Source organism: Streptomyces cinereoruber, assembly GCF_009299385.1.
Taxonomy (GTDB): domain Bacteria; phylum Actinomycetota; class Actinomycetes; order Streptomycetales; family Streptomycetaceae; genus Streptomyces; species Streptomyces bikiniensis.
On sequence record NZ_CP023693.1, the window covers coordinates 3,802,413 to 3,815,708 of the forward strand.

The following is a 13,296-nucleotide window of genomic DNA, read 5'->3' on the forward strand; positions in this document are numbered from 1 at the left end:
ACGCTCCCACGATGGGGCCATGAGCCAGAACGACGACGGGACCGCGCGTCCGGGCCAGGGCCAGAGCCAGGGCCAGCACGCGGCGCCGCCCCGCAACCCGAACGCAGCGCCGCCCCGCAAGCAGAGCACCGCAGGTGCCTGGGCCTCCGGCGGCACCCTCTTCGCCGGTGTCCTCATGCTGGTCACCGGCTTCATGGACATCTTCCAGGGCATCGCCGGCATCGCCGAGGACGACGTCTACACCCGCGTCGGCGACTACGTCTTCAAGTTCGACCTCACCACCTGGGGCTGGATCCACCTGATCCTGGGCGTGGTCCTCGTGATCGCCGGCTACGGCGTCCTCAAGGGCGCCGAGTGGGGCCGGGTCGCGGGCATCGTGCTCGCCTCCCTCAACATCATCTTCCACTTCCTCTTCCTGCCCTACCAGCCCTGGTGGTCGCTCTTCTCCATGGCCGTCTCGATCTTCGTGATCTGGGCGCTGGCCACGGACGAGGCGTACGGCCCGGACGAGAGGTACTGAGGGACGTGGGACGCACCGCCGGAGCCGCCGCGGCCCTCGCCGCGGCGCTCGCCCTCACCACCGGCTGCGACGCCGCCAAGGACGCGGCCGGCGGTGCCGTCTCCTCGGCGACGGCCGCGGTCGCCTCGGCCGCCGAGCAGAAGATGAACGAGGTCAAGGACGGGGTGGACGCCAAGGCCGACGTGAAGGCCGGGGAGCCGCGCGCCGACGGCGACCGGACGGTCACGGAGATCACCGCGACCAACCCGAAGGACCAGAACGCCGACTACACGGTCCTGGTCAACTTCCGCGACGGCGAGGGCAAACTGCTCGACTCCGTCGTCCTGAACGTCGACGCCGTGGCCCCGGGGAAGTCCAAGTCCGGCACGGCCCGCAGCAACCGGCAGCTCACGGGCGCGACGAAGGCGGAGATCGGTCAGGCGCTGCGGCACTGAGGGGCCGGGGAGGGGTGGGCTTGGGGGAGGCACGGAGCCGGGGGTACGGCACCCGGGGACGGCCCCGTCCGCCGGGTCCGTCCTGCGACACTGAACGGCGTGGACTCCGACCCCGTTCTCGCCGCCGCGCCGAAGCCGTCGTCCGGGCCGAAGCCCCCGCCCGGGGCCGTCGTGGCGGGCGCCGGCCCGGGACCCGTTCCGCGGCCCGGGCGCGCGGCCGCGTGGGCGGGCGGGCTGCTGCTCGCCGTGCCCGCCCTGGTCACCGCCTGCCGCCTGCTCGACACGGACGGGATCACGCCCGTCCCGCAGCTCCTCTCCTTCCTCCCCTGGCTGACCGTCCCCGCAGGACTCGGCCTGCTCCTGGCCGCCGTCGCCCGCCGCCGGGGCCTCGCCCTCACCGCCGTCGTCGTCCTCGCCGCCACCGCCTGGAGCTCCCTGCCGTACACGACGTGGACCACCATCGGCCACGGCCTCCCCGTCGCCCGGGTCCGCGTCCTCGCCGCCAACGTCGAGTTCGGCCAGGCCACGGACGCGCTGATCGCCACCGTCCGGCGCGAGCGCCCCGACCTCGTGTACGTCTCCGAGTGCGACCGCGCCTGCGGACGCGCCCTCACCACGGCCTTCGCGGACGAACTCCCCCACCACGCCTCCGTCGAGGCCGGCGGATCGGAGGGCTCCGTGCTGCTCAGCGCCCATCCGCTGCGCGACTGGCGGGAGATCCCGGCGACCATGGGGATGCCGGGCGCCACGGCCGAGATCGCCGGGCGCTCCGTGCGCGTCCAGCTCGCCCACCCGATGCCGCCGCTCCCCGGCCAGGTGGACGTGTGGAAGCGGGAACTGGGCCGCATCCGGGACTTCGCCGCCCTGCGCACGGGCCCGACGCTGATCGCCGGGGACTTCAACGCCTCCCAGGACCACGCCGCCTTCCGCGCGATCCTCAGGGACGGGCGCCTGCGGGACGCGGCCTGGGCGGCGAGGAAGAGCCGCGCCGCCACCTGGCCCATGGAGGGCCCGGTCCCGCCGTACGTGCAGATCGACCACGTCCTGGTCAGCGACGAGTTCAGCGTGGACGACGTCCGCTTCCTCGACCTCGACGGCACCGACCACCGGGCCGTCCTCGCCGACCTCGACCTGCGGGGAGAGCGCTGATCGGCCACGCTGGAAGGCATGGACAACGAGGAGATCCTGGACGACATCGGCGCCCTGGTCGAGGAGGAGCGCTCCCTGCGGCAGCGCACCGGCGGCCTCCTCCCCGAGGAGCGCGCCCGCCTGGCCGCCCTCGAAGTGCGCCTCGACCAGTGCTGGGACCTGCTGCGCCAGCGCCGCGCCAAGGAGGAGTTCGGCGAGGACCCCGACACGGCGACCCTCCGCCCGGCCGCCGAGGTGGAGTCGTACCGCAACTGAGCATCCGTGGCAGGCCGGTTGTCGGACCCCCCTGGCAGAGTGCCCGGCATGGAACCGTCGAGTACCGAAGCGTCGGACGTGGTCGGGGCGCTGTGGGACCGGATGCAGGCGCGGGACTGGGACGGCCTGGCCGCCCTGCTCGCGGAGGACGCCGTGGTCGAATGGCCGGTCAGCGGTGAGCGGATCACCGGCCGGGACGACTACGTCGCGGTGAACCGCGAGTACCCCGAGGGCTGGTCGGTCCGGGTGCTGCGGATCGTGGCCGGGGACGGCGAGGCCGTCTCCGAGGTCGAGGTCCCGCACGAGGGCGTCGGGACGTTCCGCGCGGTGTCGTTCTGGACCGTCCGCGACGGCCGGATCGTCCGGGGCACGGAGTACTGGACGAGCCCCGGCGCGGACCCGCGCCCCGCCTGGCGGGCCGCGTACACCGAGCCCATGTGACCGCTCCCCGCTTGGCGGGCCGCCCCGACCGAGCCCGTGCGACCTCGCCGGGCCGCGCGGGCGCCCCGCCAGTACGTTGGGGGGCATGGCGAGATCCCGAGGAGCCGGACGGCTCGCCCCGCCCGCCTGGCTGACCGCCGGGATGCGGCCCGCGCCCGCGCCGGTCCCGTGGGCCGCCGTCCTGCGCGCCTCCGTCGCCCTGTCCGCGCCGCTCGCCGCCGGCCTGGCCCTCGACCGGCCCGCGTACGGGGCGCTGGTGTCGATGGGCGCCCTGTCCGGGGTCATCGGGGACACCGCCGACGCCTACCGGATGCGGGTCCTCAACATCGCCGTGCCGCAGCTCTTCGGGGCCGTCGGCGTCACCCTCGGCACCCTCGTCTTCGGGTACGGCTGGGCCGCCGTCGCCGTCCTCACCTGCGTCGCGCTGGTCTCCGGGATGATCTCCTCGATCGGCGCGGTCGCCTCCGTCTCCGGCCTCCTCCTGCTCCTCAACGCCGTCGTCGGCGCGGGCCTGCCCATGCCCGACCCGTGGTGGACGGCCCCGCTGCTGCTCGCCCTGGGCGGGTTCGTCGTCCTCGTCCTCACCCTCCTCGGCTGGCCGCTGCGCCGCGCCGCCCCCGAGCGGGCCGCCGTCGCCGCCACCTACCGGGCGGTCGCCGACCTCTACGAGGCCGCCGGGACCTCCGCGTACGACGAGAAGCGGCAGGCCGTCACCGCCGCCCTCAACCACGCCTACGACCTGGTCCTGGCCCGCCGGGCCCGGCAGCACGGCCGCGCGCCCGCCCCGGTCCGGCTGCTCGCCCGGCTCAACGTCGTCGTCCCGCTGGTCGAGGCCGCGCCCGCCGCCCATCTGCGGGCCCGGGTCGTCGGCCCGCTGTCCCCGGCGGTCCCTGCGGCCGTGCGGGACCTCGCGGACGCCGTCGAGGAGGGCCGCGCCGACGTCCCCGAGCCGGACCTGCCCGCCCCGGAGCGCCCCTCGGAGAAGGCCGTCGACCACGCGCTGCGGCACGCGGCGGGCGTCGTCCGCGAGACGGACCCCGAGCGCCACGACGTGGACGACCGGCTCGGCCGGCCCGCCGCCCTCCGCGTCCGGATCCGCCGGAACACCCGCTCCGTCCTCCTCTCCGGGGCCTCCTGGCGCTACGGCCTGCGGCTCGCGCTCTGCATCGGCCTCGCGCAGGCCCTGGTGTCGCTGGTCCCCGTGCCCCGCTCGTACTGGGTCGCCCTCACCGTCACCTTCGTCATGAAGCCCGACTTCGGCTCGGTCTTCTCCCGGGCCGTACTCCGCGCCTTCGGCACCGCCCTCGGCCTCCTCCTGGCCGCCCTCGTCCTCGCCGAGGTGCCCCGCGGCTGGTGGGACGTGCCCGTGATGATGGTGCTCGCGGCCCTGATCCCGGCGTTCTCCGCGAAGGGGTACGCCTTCCAGACGGCGGCCATCACGCCCGTGATCCTGCTGCTCTCCGACACCCTCAACCAGCAGGGCTTCGGCCTCGTCCTGCCCCGCCTCTACGACTCGCTCCTCGGCTGCGCGATCGCCCTCGTCGCCGGCTACCTGCTCTGGCCCGAGTCCTGGCGCACCCGGATCGGGGACCGGCTCGCGGACGCCGTCTCCGACACCGCCGACTACGTGGCCCGCTCCTTCTCCCCCGACGGGGACGCCGGCCCGCACGCCCGGCTGCGGGCCCGCCGGGCGCTCTACCGGGACCTGTCGACCGTCCGCTCCGAGTTCCAGCGGGCCCTGACCGAACCCCCGCCGACCGGCCCCCGCGCCGCCGCCTGGTGGCCGCTGGTCGTCGCCGTCGAGCGGATCGCGGACGCCACCACCGCCGCCCGCATCCGGATCGACCACGGCGCCCCCGCCCCCGCGCCCGAGGAGGCCGCCGAGGTGGAGCGGGAGCTGCGCGAACTCGCCGCCGGGCTGCGGACGGACGACACCCTCGCGGAGGTCCGCACCGAACTGCCCGGAGACGAGAACGGAGTCCTCGAACCGCTCCGCCAGGAGGTCCGCGCGGCCCGCGCCATCGCCGGTCCCGACCTGCGGTGAACCCCCTTCCGGGGGCGCACGGGGGAACTTACCGGCGGTCACGGAACGGAACCCTCCCCACCGCCGTTACCGGAAGCCGTCCCGGCGACTACGATGCGCCCATTCACGGTGATCCGCGCCCGCCACCGCCGGCAACCGACGCGGCGGACGCGCCACTTCGCCCTGTCTCACCCCCCGCGCCCCGAGGATCCGCCATGCGCACCACCACAAGCAGCAGAGGGCTCCAGCCCAATGTCCTCGGCACCTTCGACACGATCGTCATGGCCGTCGCCGGCAGCGCCCCCGCCTACTCGCTCGCCGCGACCACCGCCGTCCTCTTCGGCGCGGTCGGCGTCGGCGGCCCCGCCGCCCTGCTGTACTGCGCGATACCCATGCTCGGCATCGTCCTCGCGTACGCCCGGCTCGGCCGGATCGACGTCAACGCCGGCGCCGCGTACTCCTGGGTGGGCCGCACCCTCCACCCCTTCCTCGGCTTCCTCTCCGGCTGGGCACTCGTCTTCTCCACCACGGTCTTCATGGTGGCCGGCTCGCTGCCCGCCGGGTCCCTCACGCTCTCCCTGGTCGCCCCGGGCCTCGCCGACCACACCGCGCTCGCGGCGGCCGTCGGCGCCTGCTGGTTCCTGGTGATGCTGCTCGTCGTCCTGGGCGGCGCCCGGCTCACCGTACGGGCGCAGCTGATCATGTCCGGGGTCGAGATGCTGATCCTGCTCGGCTTCGTCCTCGCCGCCGTGGCCCACCGGGGCTACGCCACCGCCTTCGACTGGTCCTGGTTCGGCCTCGCCCAGTTCGACGGCCCCGGGGGCTTCGCCGCCGGCGCGCTGATCGCCGCGTTCTACTACTGGGGCTGGGACGTCACCAGCAACCTCAGCGAGGAGACCCGCAACAGCCGCCGGACCGCCGGGATCTCCGCGCTCGTCGGCGTCGGCTTCGTCTTCGTCCTCTTCGAGGCCATCACCGTCGCCGTCAACGTGCTGCTGAGCTCCGAGGAGATCCGCCGCGCCGGACCCAACGTCCTCGCCGTCGTCGGCCAGGAGGTCTGGCCCGGCGTCGGCGGCAAACTCCTCGTCGTCGCCGTACTGCTCTCCACCGTCGCCACCCTGGAGACCACCCTCATCCAGGTCACCCGCTCCCTCTTCGCGATGGGCCGCGACCGGACCCTGCCGGCCGCGCTCGGCACCGTCCACCCGCGCTGGAACACGCCGTGGATCGCGATCGCGACGGTCGGCGGGGCGGCGCTGCTGCTCTTCGCCGCCGCCGCGGCGGCCGGGTCCGTGCAGCAGATCCTCCGCGACGCCGTCTCCGCGATCGGCCTCCAGATCGCCTTCTACTACGGCCTGGCGGGCATCGCCGCCGTCGTCGCCTACAAGGGCCTGCTCCTGCGCTCCGTGAAGAACCTGGTGGTCGGCGGGCTCTGGCCGCTGCTCGGCTCGGCGTTCATGCTGTGGGCCTTCGTCGAGTCCCTGGGCGAACTCTCCACCACCGCCCTCGCCATCGGCCTCGGCGGCCTGCTCCTCGGCACGGTCCCGCTGGCCGTGTACGCCCGGAAGGGCAGCGACTACTACCGGCGCCCGGCCCGCCTCGACGCCGTCCGCGCCCTCGCCGCCTCGGCCGCCGCCGGGGCCGCCACCCCGGGGGCGCGCACGGGCGGCCGGGACAAGAGCTACGCGACGGACTTCTGACCCCCGTTTCCGCCGGCCGCCGCACCCGAAGGAGGTCCCGATGGCCGTACGCCGCCGCTCCTCGCGCTCCTCCCGCCCCTCGCGTCCGGAGCGCTTCGCGCCCGACTTCGACCCGGACTTCGGGGACCGGGCGCTCACCGAGGCGCGCCACGACATCGTCATCGGCCGCTGGCAGGGCGTACGGGACCTGCTCGCCGCCACCGGCGACGACTGGGCGCGCCGCACCCACCGCGTCCGGCTCCTCTCGCACGCCGCCGCCGGCAGCTCCACCGTCGAGACCTGGCGGGGCGCCGAGCCCGGCAACCCGGACGCCGCCGTGCTGCGGGCCGCGACCGAGGTGGTACGGGTCTTCGACGCGGCCATCGCGGCCGGCCGGGGCGCGGCCGTCGACCGGGGCCGCATCGACGCGGCCGTGAACGCCTGCCGGGGCGCTGCCGAGGCCGCGCCCGCCGACCCGATGCCGTGGGTGTCGCTCCTGTCGGTCGCCAGGCTGTACGAGGGCGGGGTGCCGCGCCGCGAACTGCGCCACTGGTTCGACGAGTTGAGGCGCCGCGACCCGTACAACACCGAGGGGCACATCCAGGTGCTGCGGTACTGGTCGGCGCGGTGGCACGGCACGCACGGCAGCATGTACGACTTCGCGCGCGACGCGGCCGGGGTGGCGCCGCCCGGCTCCCCGCTGCCGGTCCTGGTGCAGGTGGCCAGGGTCGAGGAGTACCGCTACATCGCGGACGGGGCCCTGGGCCGGGGCCCGGTGCGCGGCTTCGACCAGCACTGGAAGCACGAGCTGGCGGTGACCGAACTGCGCCGCACGCACGCCCGCTGGATCGGCGGCCGGGACCCGGCGCTCCCGGTGGCACCCGAGGAGGTCGGCGACCTCAACTTCCTCGCACACGCGGCCTGTTACGCGGGGCAGGTGGACATCGCACGGGAGCTGCTGGGGATGCTGGGGCGGCGGGCGGCGTGGGTGCCGTGGGCGTACACGGGGGACCCGGAGGAGCAGTTCACCCGGTTCAGGGAGGGCCTGGGGGTGGAGTGCCCCCAGGCCCGCGACTGAGACCGGCTCCGTTGTACGGCCCGGGTTACGGCCCCGGTCAGACGCCGATGTCGCGCCCGTCCGTGCGCCAGACGGCGACGACCGACGGGCGGACGAGCTTCCCGGGACCGTCGGGCCAGGTGGACGCGGGCTTCTCGACGGACGCCCCGTCGACCTCGCCCGGGTGCTGCACGGCGACGAGCACGCGCCGGTCCTGGATGACCGGGCCGCAGGTCTCGGCGCCCTTCGGCACGGTCAGGAACTGCTTCAGCTCACCGCGCCGCTCGCCCTGCACCGCGACGCCGAACAGGCCGTCGTGCGAGCCGAGCTGGGCGCCGTCGGTGGAGATCCACAGGTTGCCGTGCGGGTCGAAGGCGACGTTGTCCGGGCAGGAGATCGGGGAGACCTTCTCCTTGGGGAAGCCGGCGAAGTAGGTCGCCGGGTCGTTCGGGTCGCCCGCGACGAGGAAGAGGCGCCAGGCGAAGCCGTCCGAGGCCGGGTCGTCCCAGTGCTCGGCCAGCTCCAGGATCTGCCCGTGCTTGTTGAGGTTGCGCGGGTTGGCCTCGTCCGCGCCCGCCTTGCCGGCCTTGCCGCGGTCGGTGTTGTTGGTGAGCGCGACGTACACGCGGCCGGTGCGGGGGCTGGGCTCGACGTCCTCGGGGCGGTCCATCTTCGTCGCCCCGACCTTGTCGCCGGCCAGGCGGGTGAAGACGTACACCTCGTCGGCGGTCATGCCGGGGACGTGCGAGACGTTCCCGGTGGCGAGCGGGATCCACACGCCGGAGCCGTCGAACTCGCCGTCGTTGGGGAGCTTTCCGGTGCCGTCGACCTCGGCGGCCGGGGAGTCGCCGGTCAGCTTGGCGACGTACAGCGTGCCCTCGTCGAGGAGGGTGAGGTTGTGCTCGCGGGCGGCCCGCGAGTTCCCCTTCTTCATCCGCTTCGAGGAGACGAACTTGTAGAAGTAGTCGAAGCGCTCGTCGTCGCCCATGTAGACGACCGGGCGCCCGTCGGCGGTGAGGCGGGGCTGCGCGGCCTCGTGCTTGAAGCGGCCGAGCGCGGTGCGCTTGCGGGGCGTGGAGTCGGGGTCGTACGGGTCGAGCTCGACCACCCAGCCGAAGCGGTGGACCTCGTTGGGCTCCTGCTTCAGGTCGAAGCGCCGGTCGAACCGCTCCCACTTGCGCTCGGTGGCGCCGGAGCCGACGCCGTAGCGCTTGTCGGTGGCGCTGGAGCCGTTCGCGAAGTACTGGTTGAAGTTCTCCTCGCCGTGGAGGGTGGTGCCCCACGGGGTGGTGCCGCCGGCGCAGTTGTTGAGCGTGCCGAGGACCTTGCGGCCGGACGGGTCGGCGGAGGTGCGCAGCAGCGGGGACCCGGCGGCGGGCCCGGTGACCCGGAACTCGCTGGTGGTGTGCAGCCGCCGGTTGAGGTGGTGACGGGAGACCGGCGTCAGCCTGCCCGTACGGCGCTCCTCCTCGACCACGACGACGGACAGGCCGTGCGCGGCCCAGGCGATCTCGACCTGCTCGCGGGTCGGGTTCTCGGGGTCGTAGCCGCGGAACATCAGGACTTCGTCGGTGTACTCGTGGTTGGCGACGAGGACCTGGCGGTCGCGCTCCCCGGGGAGCGGCAGCAGGGAGAGGAAGTCGTTGTTGTAGCCGAACTGGCCGGCCTGGGCCTTCGCGGTCTGCTTCTCGGCGTGGAAGGCCGGTGCGCCGCGGAGGATGGGCTCGCCCCAGCGGATGACCACGTTCTGGGAGTAGCCGGAGGGGACGGTGACCTTGTCGGCGGTGTTGGGCGCGACGGGGGCGAAGCGGAGGCCGCGGGCGCCGTCGGCCTTGACGGGCGGGTGGCCGTGACCGTGGCCGCCGTGGGCCTCGGCGGCCGGGGCCTCGCCGAGGACGGCGGCGCCGCCGACGGCGGAGGCGACGGTGACGACGGCGGCGGCGCGCAGGGCGGAACGGCGGGAGAGGACCCCGGCTATGAGGTCGCCGGCGTACTCGTTGTCGCTGGTGTTGGGGACCTCGTGGAAGCAGGCGTCGCCGCAGCGGTAACGGCAGGTGAGAGCGGAACGGCCGCCTCCGTGCGGGTTCGTGCTCAGGAGCGGCAGCAGTTTGCGCACTTCGTCCTCCTCCGGCGCAGCACTGCGCCGACATGGTGTCGGGATGTCTTCGGCGGTGACGCTAGGTGCGGGTCCCTGCACGGGGGCGGCCGTGGAATGAACGCCGCATGAATGCGGGACGACCGGGGGCGACCGGGGCACGGAGGTGGCGGGAAGTGGCCGCTAACCTTACGTATCCGCCCTGGCCAGGGATGAAAGTCCCGAAACGCCCAGTACGGACATTCACACTGCACCCCCACTCATGCGAAAGGGTTCGCCCATGGGTATTCGGAGCATGCTGCGCAAGGTGTTCGGCCGGGACCGCGAGGACTCCCCGGCAACCTCCGTCCCGCCCCAGTCGCGTGAGACGACGGAGCCGGTCGCCCAGGAAACCCCGGAGGCCCCGGCCCCGGTGGCTCCCGAGGCCCCGGTTGCCCCCCGGGAGGCGGCGGCTCCGGAGGAGGAGGCCCGCCGGGCGGCGGACGACCTGGTGGCGGCGTCCTTCGACAACCCGCAGGTCCCGAAGGCGCGATCGGCGGAGACGGTTGCTCCTGCGGAGACCAGCGCCGTTGAGACCGTGGAGACCCCGGAGTCCGTGGAGGAGGAGACCCCCGTCCTCTCCGCCGCGGCGGAGGCGGCGGAGCGGGACGCGGCGGCCGTCCCCGAGGCGGAGCCCGTGGAGGTCTCCCTCCCGGAGGAGCGCACCGACGAGGCCGGGCTGTCCGCAGAAGTGGAGGCCGTCGAGATCTCCTACCCCAAGCCCCCGGCCGAGCCGGAAGCCGAGCCCGCCGTCGCGGAGGCCCCTGAGACCGAGCCCGCCGTCGCGGAGGCCCCGGCCGAGACGGAGACCGCCACCGAACCGGAAGCCGTCACCCAGGAGTCCGAGCCCGCCGTGGCAGAGACCTCGACCGGGCCGGAGCCCGTCACCGTCACGGAGCCGGAGCCCGAGCCCGCCGTGGCGGAGACCCCCGAGCCCGAGACCGTCACGGCAGAGGCACCCGAGCCCGAGACCGCCGTCGCGGACACCCCGGCCGAACCGGAAGCCGTCACGGAGCCGGAGCCCGAGCCCGCCGTGGTCGCCGCCCCCGCGCCGGAGGCCCCCGCCCCCGTACCCACCCCCGAAGCCCCCGTGATCACCGCCCTGGAGCCCGAGGCTCCCGAAGGGGCCGGGGTCGCCGCCCCGGCCGCCGCGGGCCCCGCGCTCTCCCTCGCCAAGGTCAAGGCCGTCGCCCCGCACCTCGCCGACGCGTACAAGGCCGCCGGGGCCGCGTTGAAGAAGCAGGGGCTCGCCGGGGCGCGGGCCGCCGTGTACCTGGTCGTCGACCGGTCCGGTTCGATGCGCGGGTACTTCAAGGACGGCTCCGTGCAGCGGCTCGCCGAGCAGACGGTGGCGCTCGCGGCGCACCTCGACGAGAACGCGGCCGTCACGGCCGTGTTCTTCTCCACGGACGTCGACGGCACCGCCGAACTGACCCCCGCCACGCTCTCCCCCACCGGCATCGAGGAGATCAACGCCGGTCTCGGCCGCCTGGGCCGCACCCACTACCACCGCGCCGTGGAGGAGGTCCTCGCCCACCACGAGAAGACCGACCCCGCGCGCCCGGCCCTGGTCGTCTTCCAGACGGACGGCGCGCCGGACGCGAAGACGGCCGCCACGCAGGCGCTCGCCGGGGCGGCGGACCGCCCGCTGCACTGGCGGTTCGTGGCCTGGGGCGAGGAGGACAACAAGGCCTTCGACTACCTCAGGAAGCTCGGCACGCCCCGTACCGCCGCGTACTTCCCGGGCGCGACCCCGGCCGGGACGGCGCACGCCGCCTTCTACCGCGGTCTGCTCGAAGGCCTGGAGCTGTAAGCCCTACGAGCGGCGGGTGACGGTGGCCGGCAGGGTCACCGTCACCACGAGCCCGCCGCCCTCCCCGGCGCCCCGCGCCACCGCCGTCGCGGTCCCGCCGTGGGCGGTGGCGATCGACCGGACGATGGAGAGCCCGAGCCCGGCCCCGGGCCCCGTCCGGTCGCGCCCGGCCCCCCGCCGGAAGGGCTCGAAGAGGCTCTCGACCTCGTCCGGGGGAACGACGGGCCCGGTGTTGACGACGGTCAGGACGACGGTCGGGGCGCCCCCGTGGACCCGTACGTCCACGGTGCCCCCCGGCACGTTGTGGGCGACCGCGTTCGCCACGAGGTTCCGCACGAGCTGCCGGAGCAGCACCCGGCTTCCCCGTACGACGCCGTCCCCCGCGACGGCCACGTCCTCGTACTCCTCCGCGACGACCTCGGCGAAGGGCACGTCCTCGCGCTCCGCGAGCCCCCGCTCGCCGCGGGCGAGGAGGAGCAGGCCGTCGAGGAGGCGTTCGCTGTGCCGGTTGGTGTCGAGGAGGATCCGCCGGACCTCACAGTCCTCGTCCAGGCCGACCTGGAGGGCCGCGCGCTGGGTGGCGAGCGGGGTGCGCAGCTCGTGCGAGGCGTTGGCGATGAACCGCCGCTGGCTGTCGAAGGCGGTCTCGAGGCGTCCGAGCAGCGCGTCGATCGTGTCGCCCAGCTCCTTCAGCTCGTCGTCGGGCCCGCGCACCGCGAGCCGCCCGCCCAGGTCCCGCTCGGAGAGGCGCCGGGCGCGGGCGGTCATCTCGTGGACGGGCCGCAGCACGCGCCCCGCCGTCCACCAGCCCACGACGACGGCGCCGCAGGCGATGACGAGCAGGGCCAGGCAGGACCACATGAGCATCTGCTCGTTCGCGGCCCGGCCGACGTCGTCCCCGATCCGGTACGCCTCGACCACGGCGACCTCGCCGGCCCGCGCCACGATCGCCTCCTTCTCCCCGTCCGTACCGGCCCTGACCAGCAGGTTCACCACGAGCAGCAGCAGTGCGCCGAGGACCAGGAAGACCCCTCCGTACACGAGGGCGATCCGGGTCCGGACGGTGGACCCGGCCCCGAGGCATCCGGTTCCGGAAGGGCTCACAGCACGTACCCCACGCCCTGCACGGTCCGGATCATCCCCGGCTCCCCGAGCTTGGCCCGCAGCTTGCTCATGCAGACGCGGACGGCTCCGGTGAAGGGGTCGGCGTGGGCGTCCCAGGCGCGTTCGAGGAGGTCCTCGGCGGAGACGACGGCACCGTCGGCCTCCAGGAGGATCTGGAGGACGGAGAACTCCTTCGGGGAGAGGCCGAGGTCGCGCCCGTCGCGAACGGCGGTCCGGCGGACGGTGTCCATCCGCAGCCCGTCCCGTTCGAGGAGCGGCGGCAGGGGCCGGGCGGAGCGGCGGCGCAGGGCGCGGACGCGGGAGACCAGCTCGGGGAACTCGAAGGGCTTGCCGAGGTAGTCGTCGGCGCCGAGGTCGAGCCCTTCGACCCGGTCCTCGACGGCCGTGGCGGCGGTCAGCATCAGGATGCGGGTGCGGGAGCCGCCGGCGACGAGCCGCCGGGCGACGTCGTCGCCGTGGAGCCGGGGCAGGTCGCGGTCGAGGACGAGCACGTCGTACGCGTACAGGCCCAGCCGCTCCAGGGCGTCCTCGCCGTCGTGGACGGTGTCGACGGCGAATCCGGCCCGCCGCAGCCCGGTGGCGACGAGCCCGGCGAGGACCCGCTCGTCCTCCGCTACGAGTACACGCATGCCCCCATCCTCACCGAGCCGCGCCGCCGCCCCTTCC

12 protein-coding genes are annotated in these 13,296 nt (G+C 74.7%); 9 read left to right on the forward strand and 3 right to left on the reverse strand.

Annotation, left to right across the window (positions count from 1 at the left end; all coding sequences use genetic code 11):
* Positions 1 to 19 precede the first annotated feature (19 nt).
* The 8 genes from CP977_RS16965 to CP977_RS17000 all read left to right on the forward strand — a co-directional run bounded on the left by CP977_RS16965 (position 20) and on the right by CP977_RS17000 (position 7,579).
* Positions 20 to 520, forward strand: coding sequence for a DUF7144 family membrane protein (locus CP977_RS16965; protein WP_062753952.1), 501 nt, complete (start codon positions 20 to 22; stop codon positions 518 to 520).
* 5 nt (positions 521 to 525) lie between these two features.
* A complete protein-coding gene (locus tag CP977_RS16970) occupies positions 526 to 954 on the forward strand; it encodes a hypothetical protein (RefSeq protein WP_062753950.1) in 429 nt (142 codons plus the stop codon).
* Positions 955 to 1,053: 99 nt separating this feature from the next.
* Positions 1,054 to 2,103, forward strand: coding sequence for an endonuclease/exonuclease/phosphatase family protein (locus tag CP977_RS16975; protein WP_104860464.1), 1,050 nt, complete (start codon positions 1,054 to 1,056; stop codon positions 2,101 to 2,103).
* Between the two features lie 18 nt (positions 2,104 to 2,121).
* Positions 2,122 to 2,358, forward strand: coding sequence for a DUF2630 family protein (locus CP977_RS16980; RefSeq protein WP_062753948.1), 237 nt, complete (start codon positions 2,122 to 2,124; stop codon positions 2,356 to 2,358).
* A gap of 48 nt (positions 2,359 to 2,406) precedes the next feature.
* Positions 2,407 to 2,799 (forward strand): nuclear transport factor 2 family protein, encoded by a 393-nt coding sequence (locus tag CP977_RS16985; RefSeq protein ID WP_062753946.1) that lies wholly within the window; start codon positions 2,407 to 2,409, stop codon positions 2,797 to 2,799.
* An 85-nt stretch (positions 2,800 to 2,884) separates the two neighbouring features.
* The gene (locus CP977_RS16990; RefSeq protein WP_152370395.1) at positions 2,885 to 4,843 is read left to right on the forward strand and encodes an FUSC family protein; all 1,959 of its coding nucleotides are present in this window, start codon (positions 2,885 to 2,887) and stop codon (positions 4,841 to 4,843) included.
* 194 nt (positions 4,844 to 5,037) lie between these two features.
* A complete protein-coding gene (locus tag CP977_RS16995; protein ID WP_152370396.1) occupies positions 5,038 to 6,522 on the forward strand; it encodes an APC family permease in 1,485 nt (494 codons plus the stop codon).
* A 40-nt stretch (positions 6,523 to 6,562) separates the two neighbouring features.
* Complete coding sequence (locus tag CP977_RS17000) at positions 6,563 to 7,579, forward strand: hypothetical protein (RefSeq protein WP_062753940.1); 1,017 nt, start codon at positions 6,563 to 6,565, stop codon at positions 7,577 to 7,579.
* 37 nt (positions 7,580 to 7,616) lie between these two features.
* On the opposite strand, the gene CP977_RS17005 is transcribed toward CP977_RS17000, so the two are convergent.
* Positions 7,617 to 9,674, reverse strand: coding sequence for a PhoX family protein (locus CP977_RS17005; protein ID WP_152370397.1), 2,058 nt, complete (start codon positions 9,672 to 9,674; stop codon positions 7,617 to 7,619).
* A 259-nt stretch (positions 9,675 to 9,933) separates the two neighbouring features.
* On the opposite strand from CP977_RS17005, the gene CP977_RS34855 reads away from it, so the two are divergent.
* Positions 9,934 to 11,505, forward strand: a complete 1,572-nt coding sequence (locus tag CP977_RS34855) for a VWA domain-containing protein (protein WP_229991607.1) — start codon at positions 9,934 to 9,936, stop codon at positions 11,503 to 11,505.
* Positions 11,506 to 11,508: 3 nt separating this feature from the next.
* On the opposite strand, the gene CP977_RS17015 is transcribed toward CP977_RS34855, so the two are convergent.
* Positions 11,509 to 12,609, reverse strand: a complete 1,101-nt coding sequence (locus CP977_RS17015) for a sensor histidine kinase (RefSeq protein WP_152370398.1) — start codon at positions 12,607 to 12,609, stop codon at positions 11,509 to 11,511.
* The gene (locus tag CP977_RS17020; protein ID WP_152370399.1) at positions 12,606 to 13,259 is read right to left on the reverse strand and encodes a response regulator transcription factor; all 654 of its coding nucleotides are present in this window, start codon (positions 13,257 to 13,259) and stop codon (positions 12,606 to 12,608) included. The genes CP977_RS17015 and CP977_RS17020 overlap by 4 nt, the downstream gene beginning before the upstream one ends.
* Between the last annotated feature and the right edge of the window lie 37 nt (positions 13,260 to 13,296).

Coding starts and splice junctions, on each gene's coding strand:
- CP977_RS16965 (WP_062753952.1), top strand. CDS start 20: ATGAGCCAGAACGACGACGGGACCGCGCGTCCGGGCCAGGGCCAGAGC.
- CP977_RS16980 (WP_062753948.1), top strand. CDS start 2,122: ATGGACAACGAGGAGATCCTGGACGACATCGGCGCCCTGGTCGAGGAG.
- CP977_RS16985 (WP_062753946.1), top strand. CDS start 2,407: ATGGAACCGTCGAGTACCGAAGCGTCGGACGTGGTCGGGGCGCTGTGG.
- CP977_RS16990 (WP_152370395.1), top strand. CDS start 2,885: ATGGCGAGATCCCGAGGAGCCGGACGGCTCGCCCCGCCCGCCTGGCTG.
- CP977_RS16995 (WP_152370396.1), top strand. CDS start 5,038: ATGCGCACCACCACAAGCAGCAGAGGGCTCCAGCCCAATGTCCTCGGC.
- CP977_RS17000 (WP_062753940.1), top strand. CDS start 6,563: ATGGCCGTACGCCGCCGCTCCTCGCGCTCCTCCCGCCCCTCGCGTCCG.
- CP977_RS34855 (WP_229991607.1), top strand. CDS start 9,934: ATGGGTATTCGGAGCATGCTGCGCAAGGTGTTCGGCCGGGACCGCGAG.
- CP977_RS17020 (WP_152370399.1), bottom strand. CDS start 13,259: ATGCGTGTACTCGTAGCGGAGGACGAGCGGGTCCTCGCCGGGCTCGTC.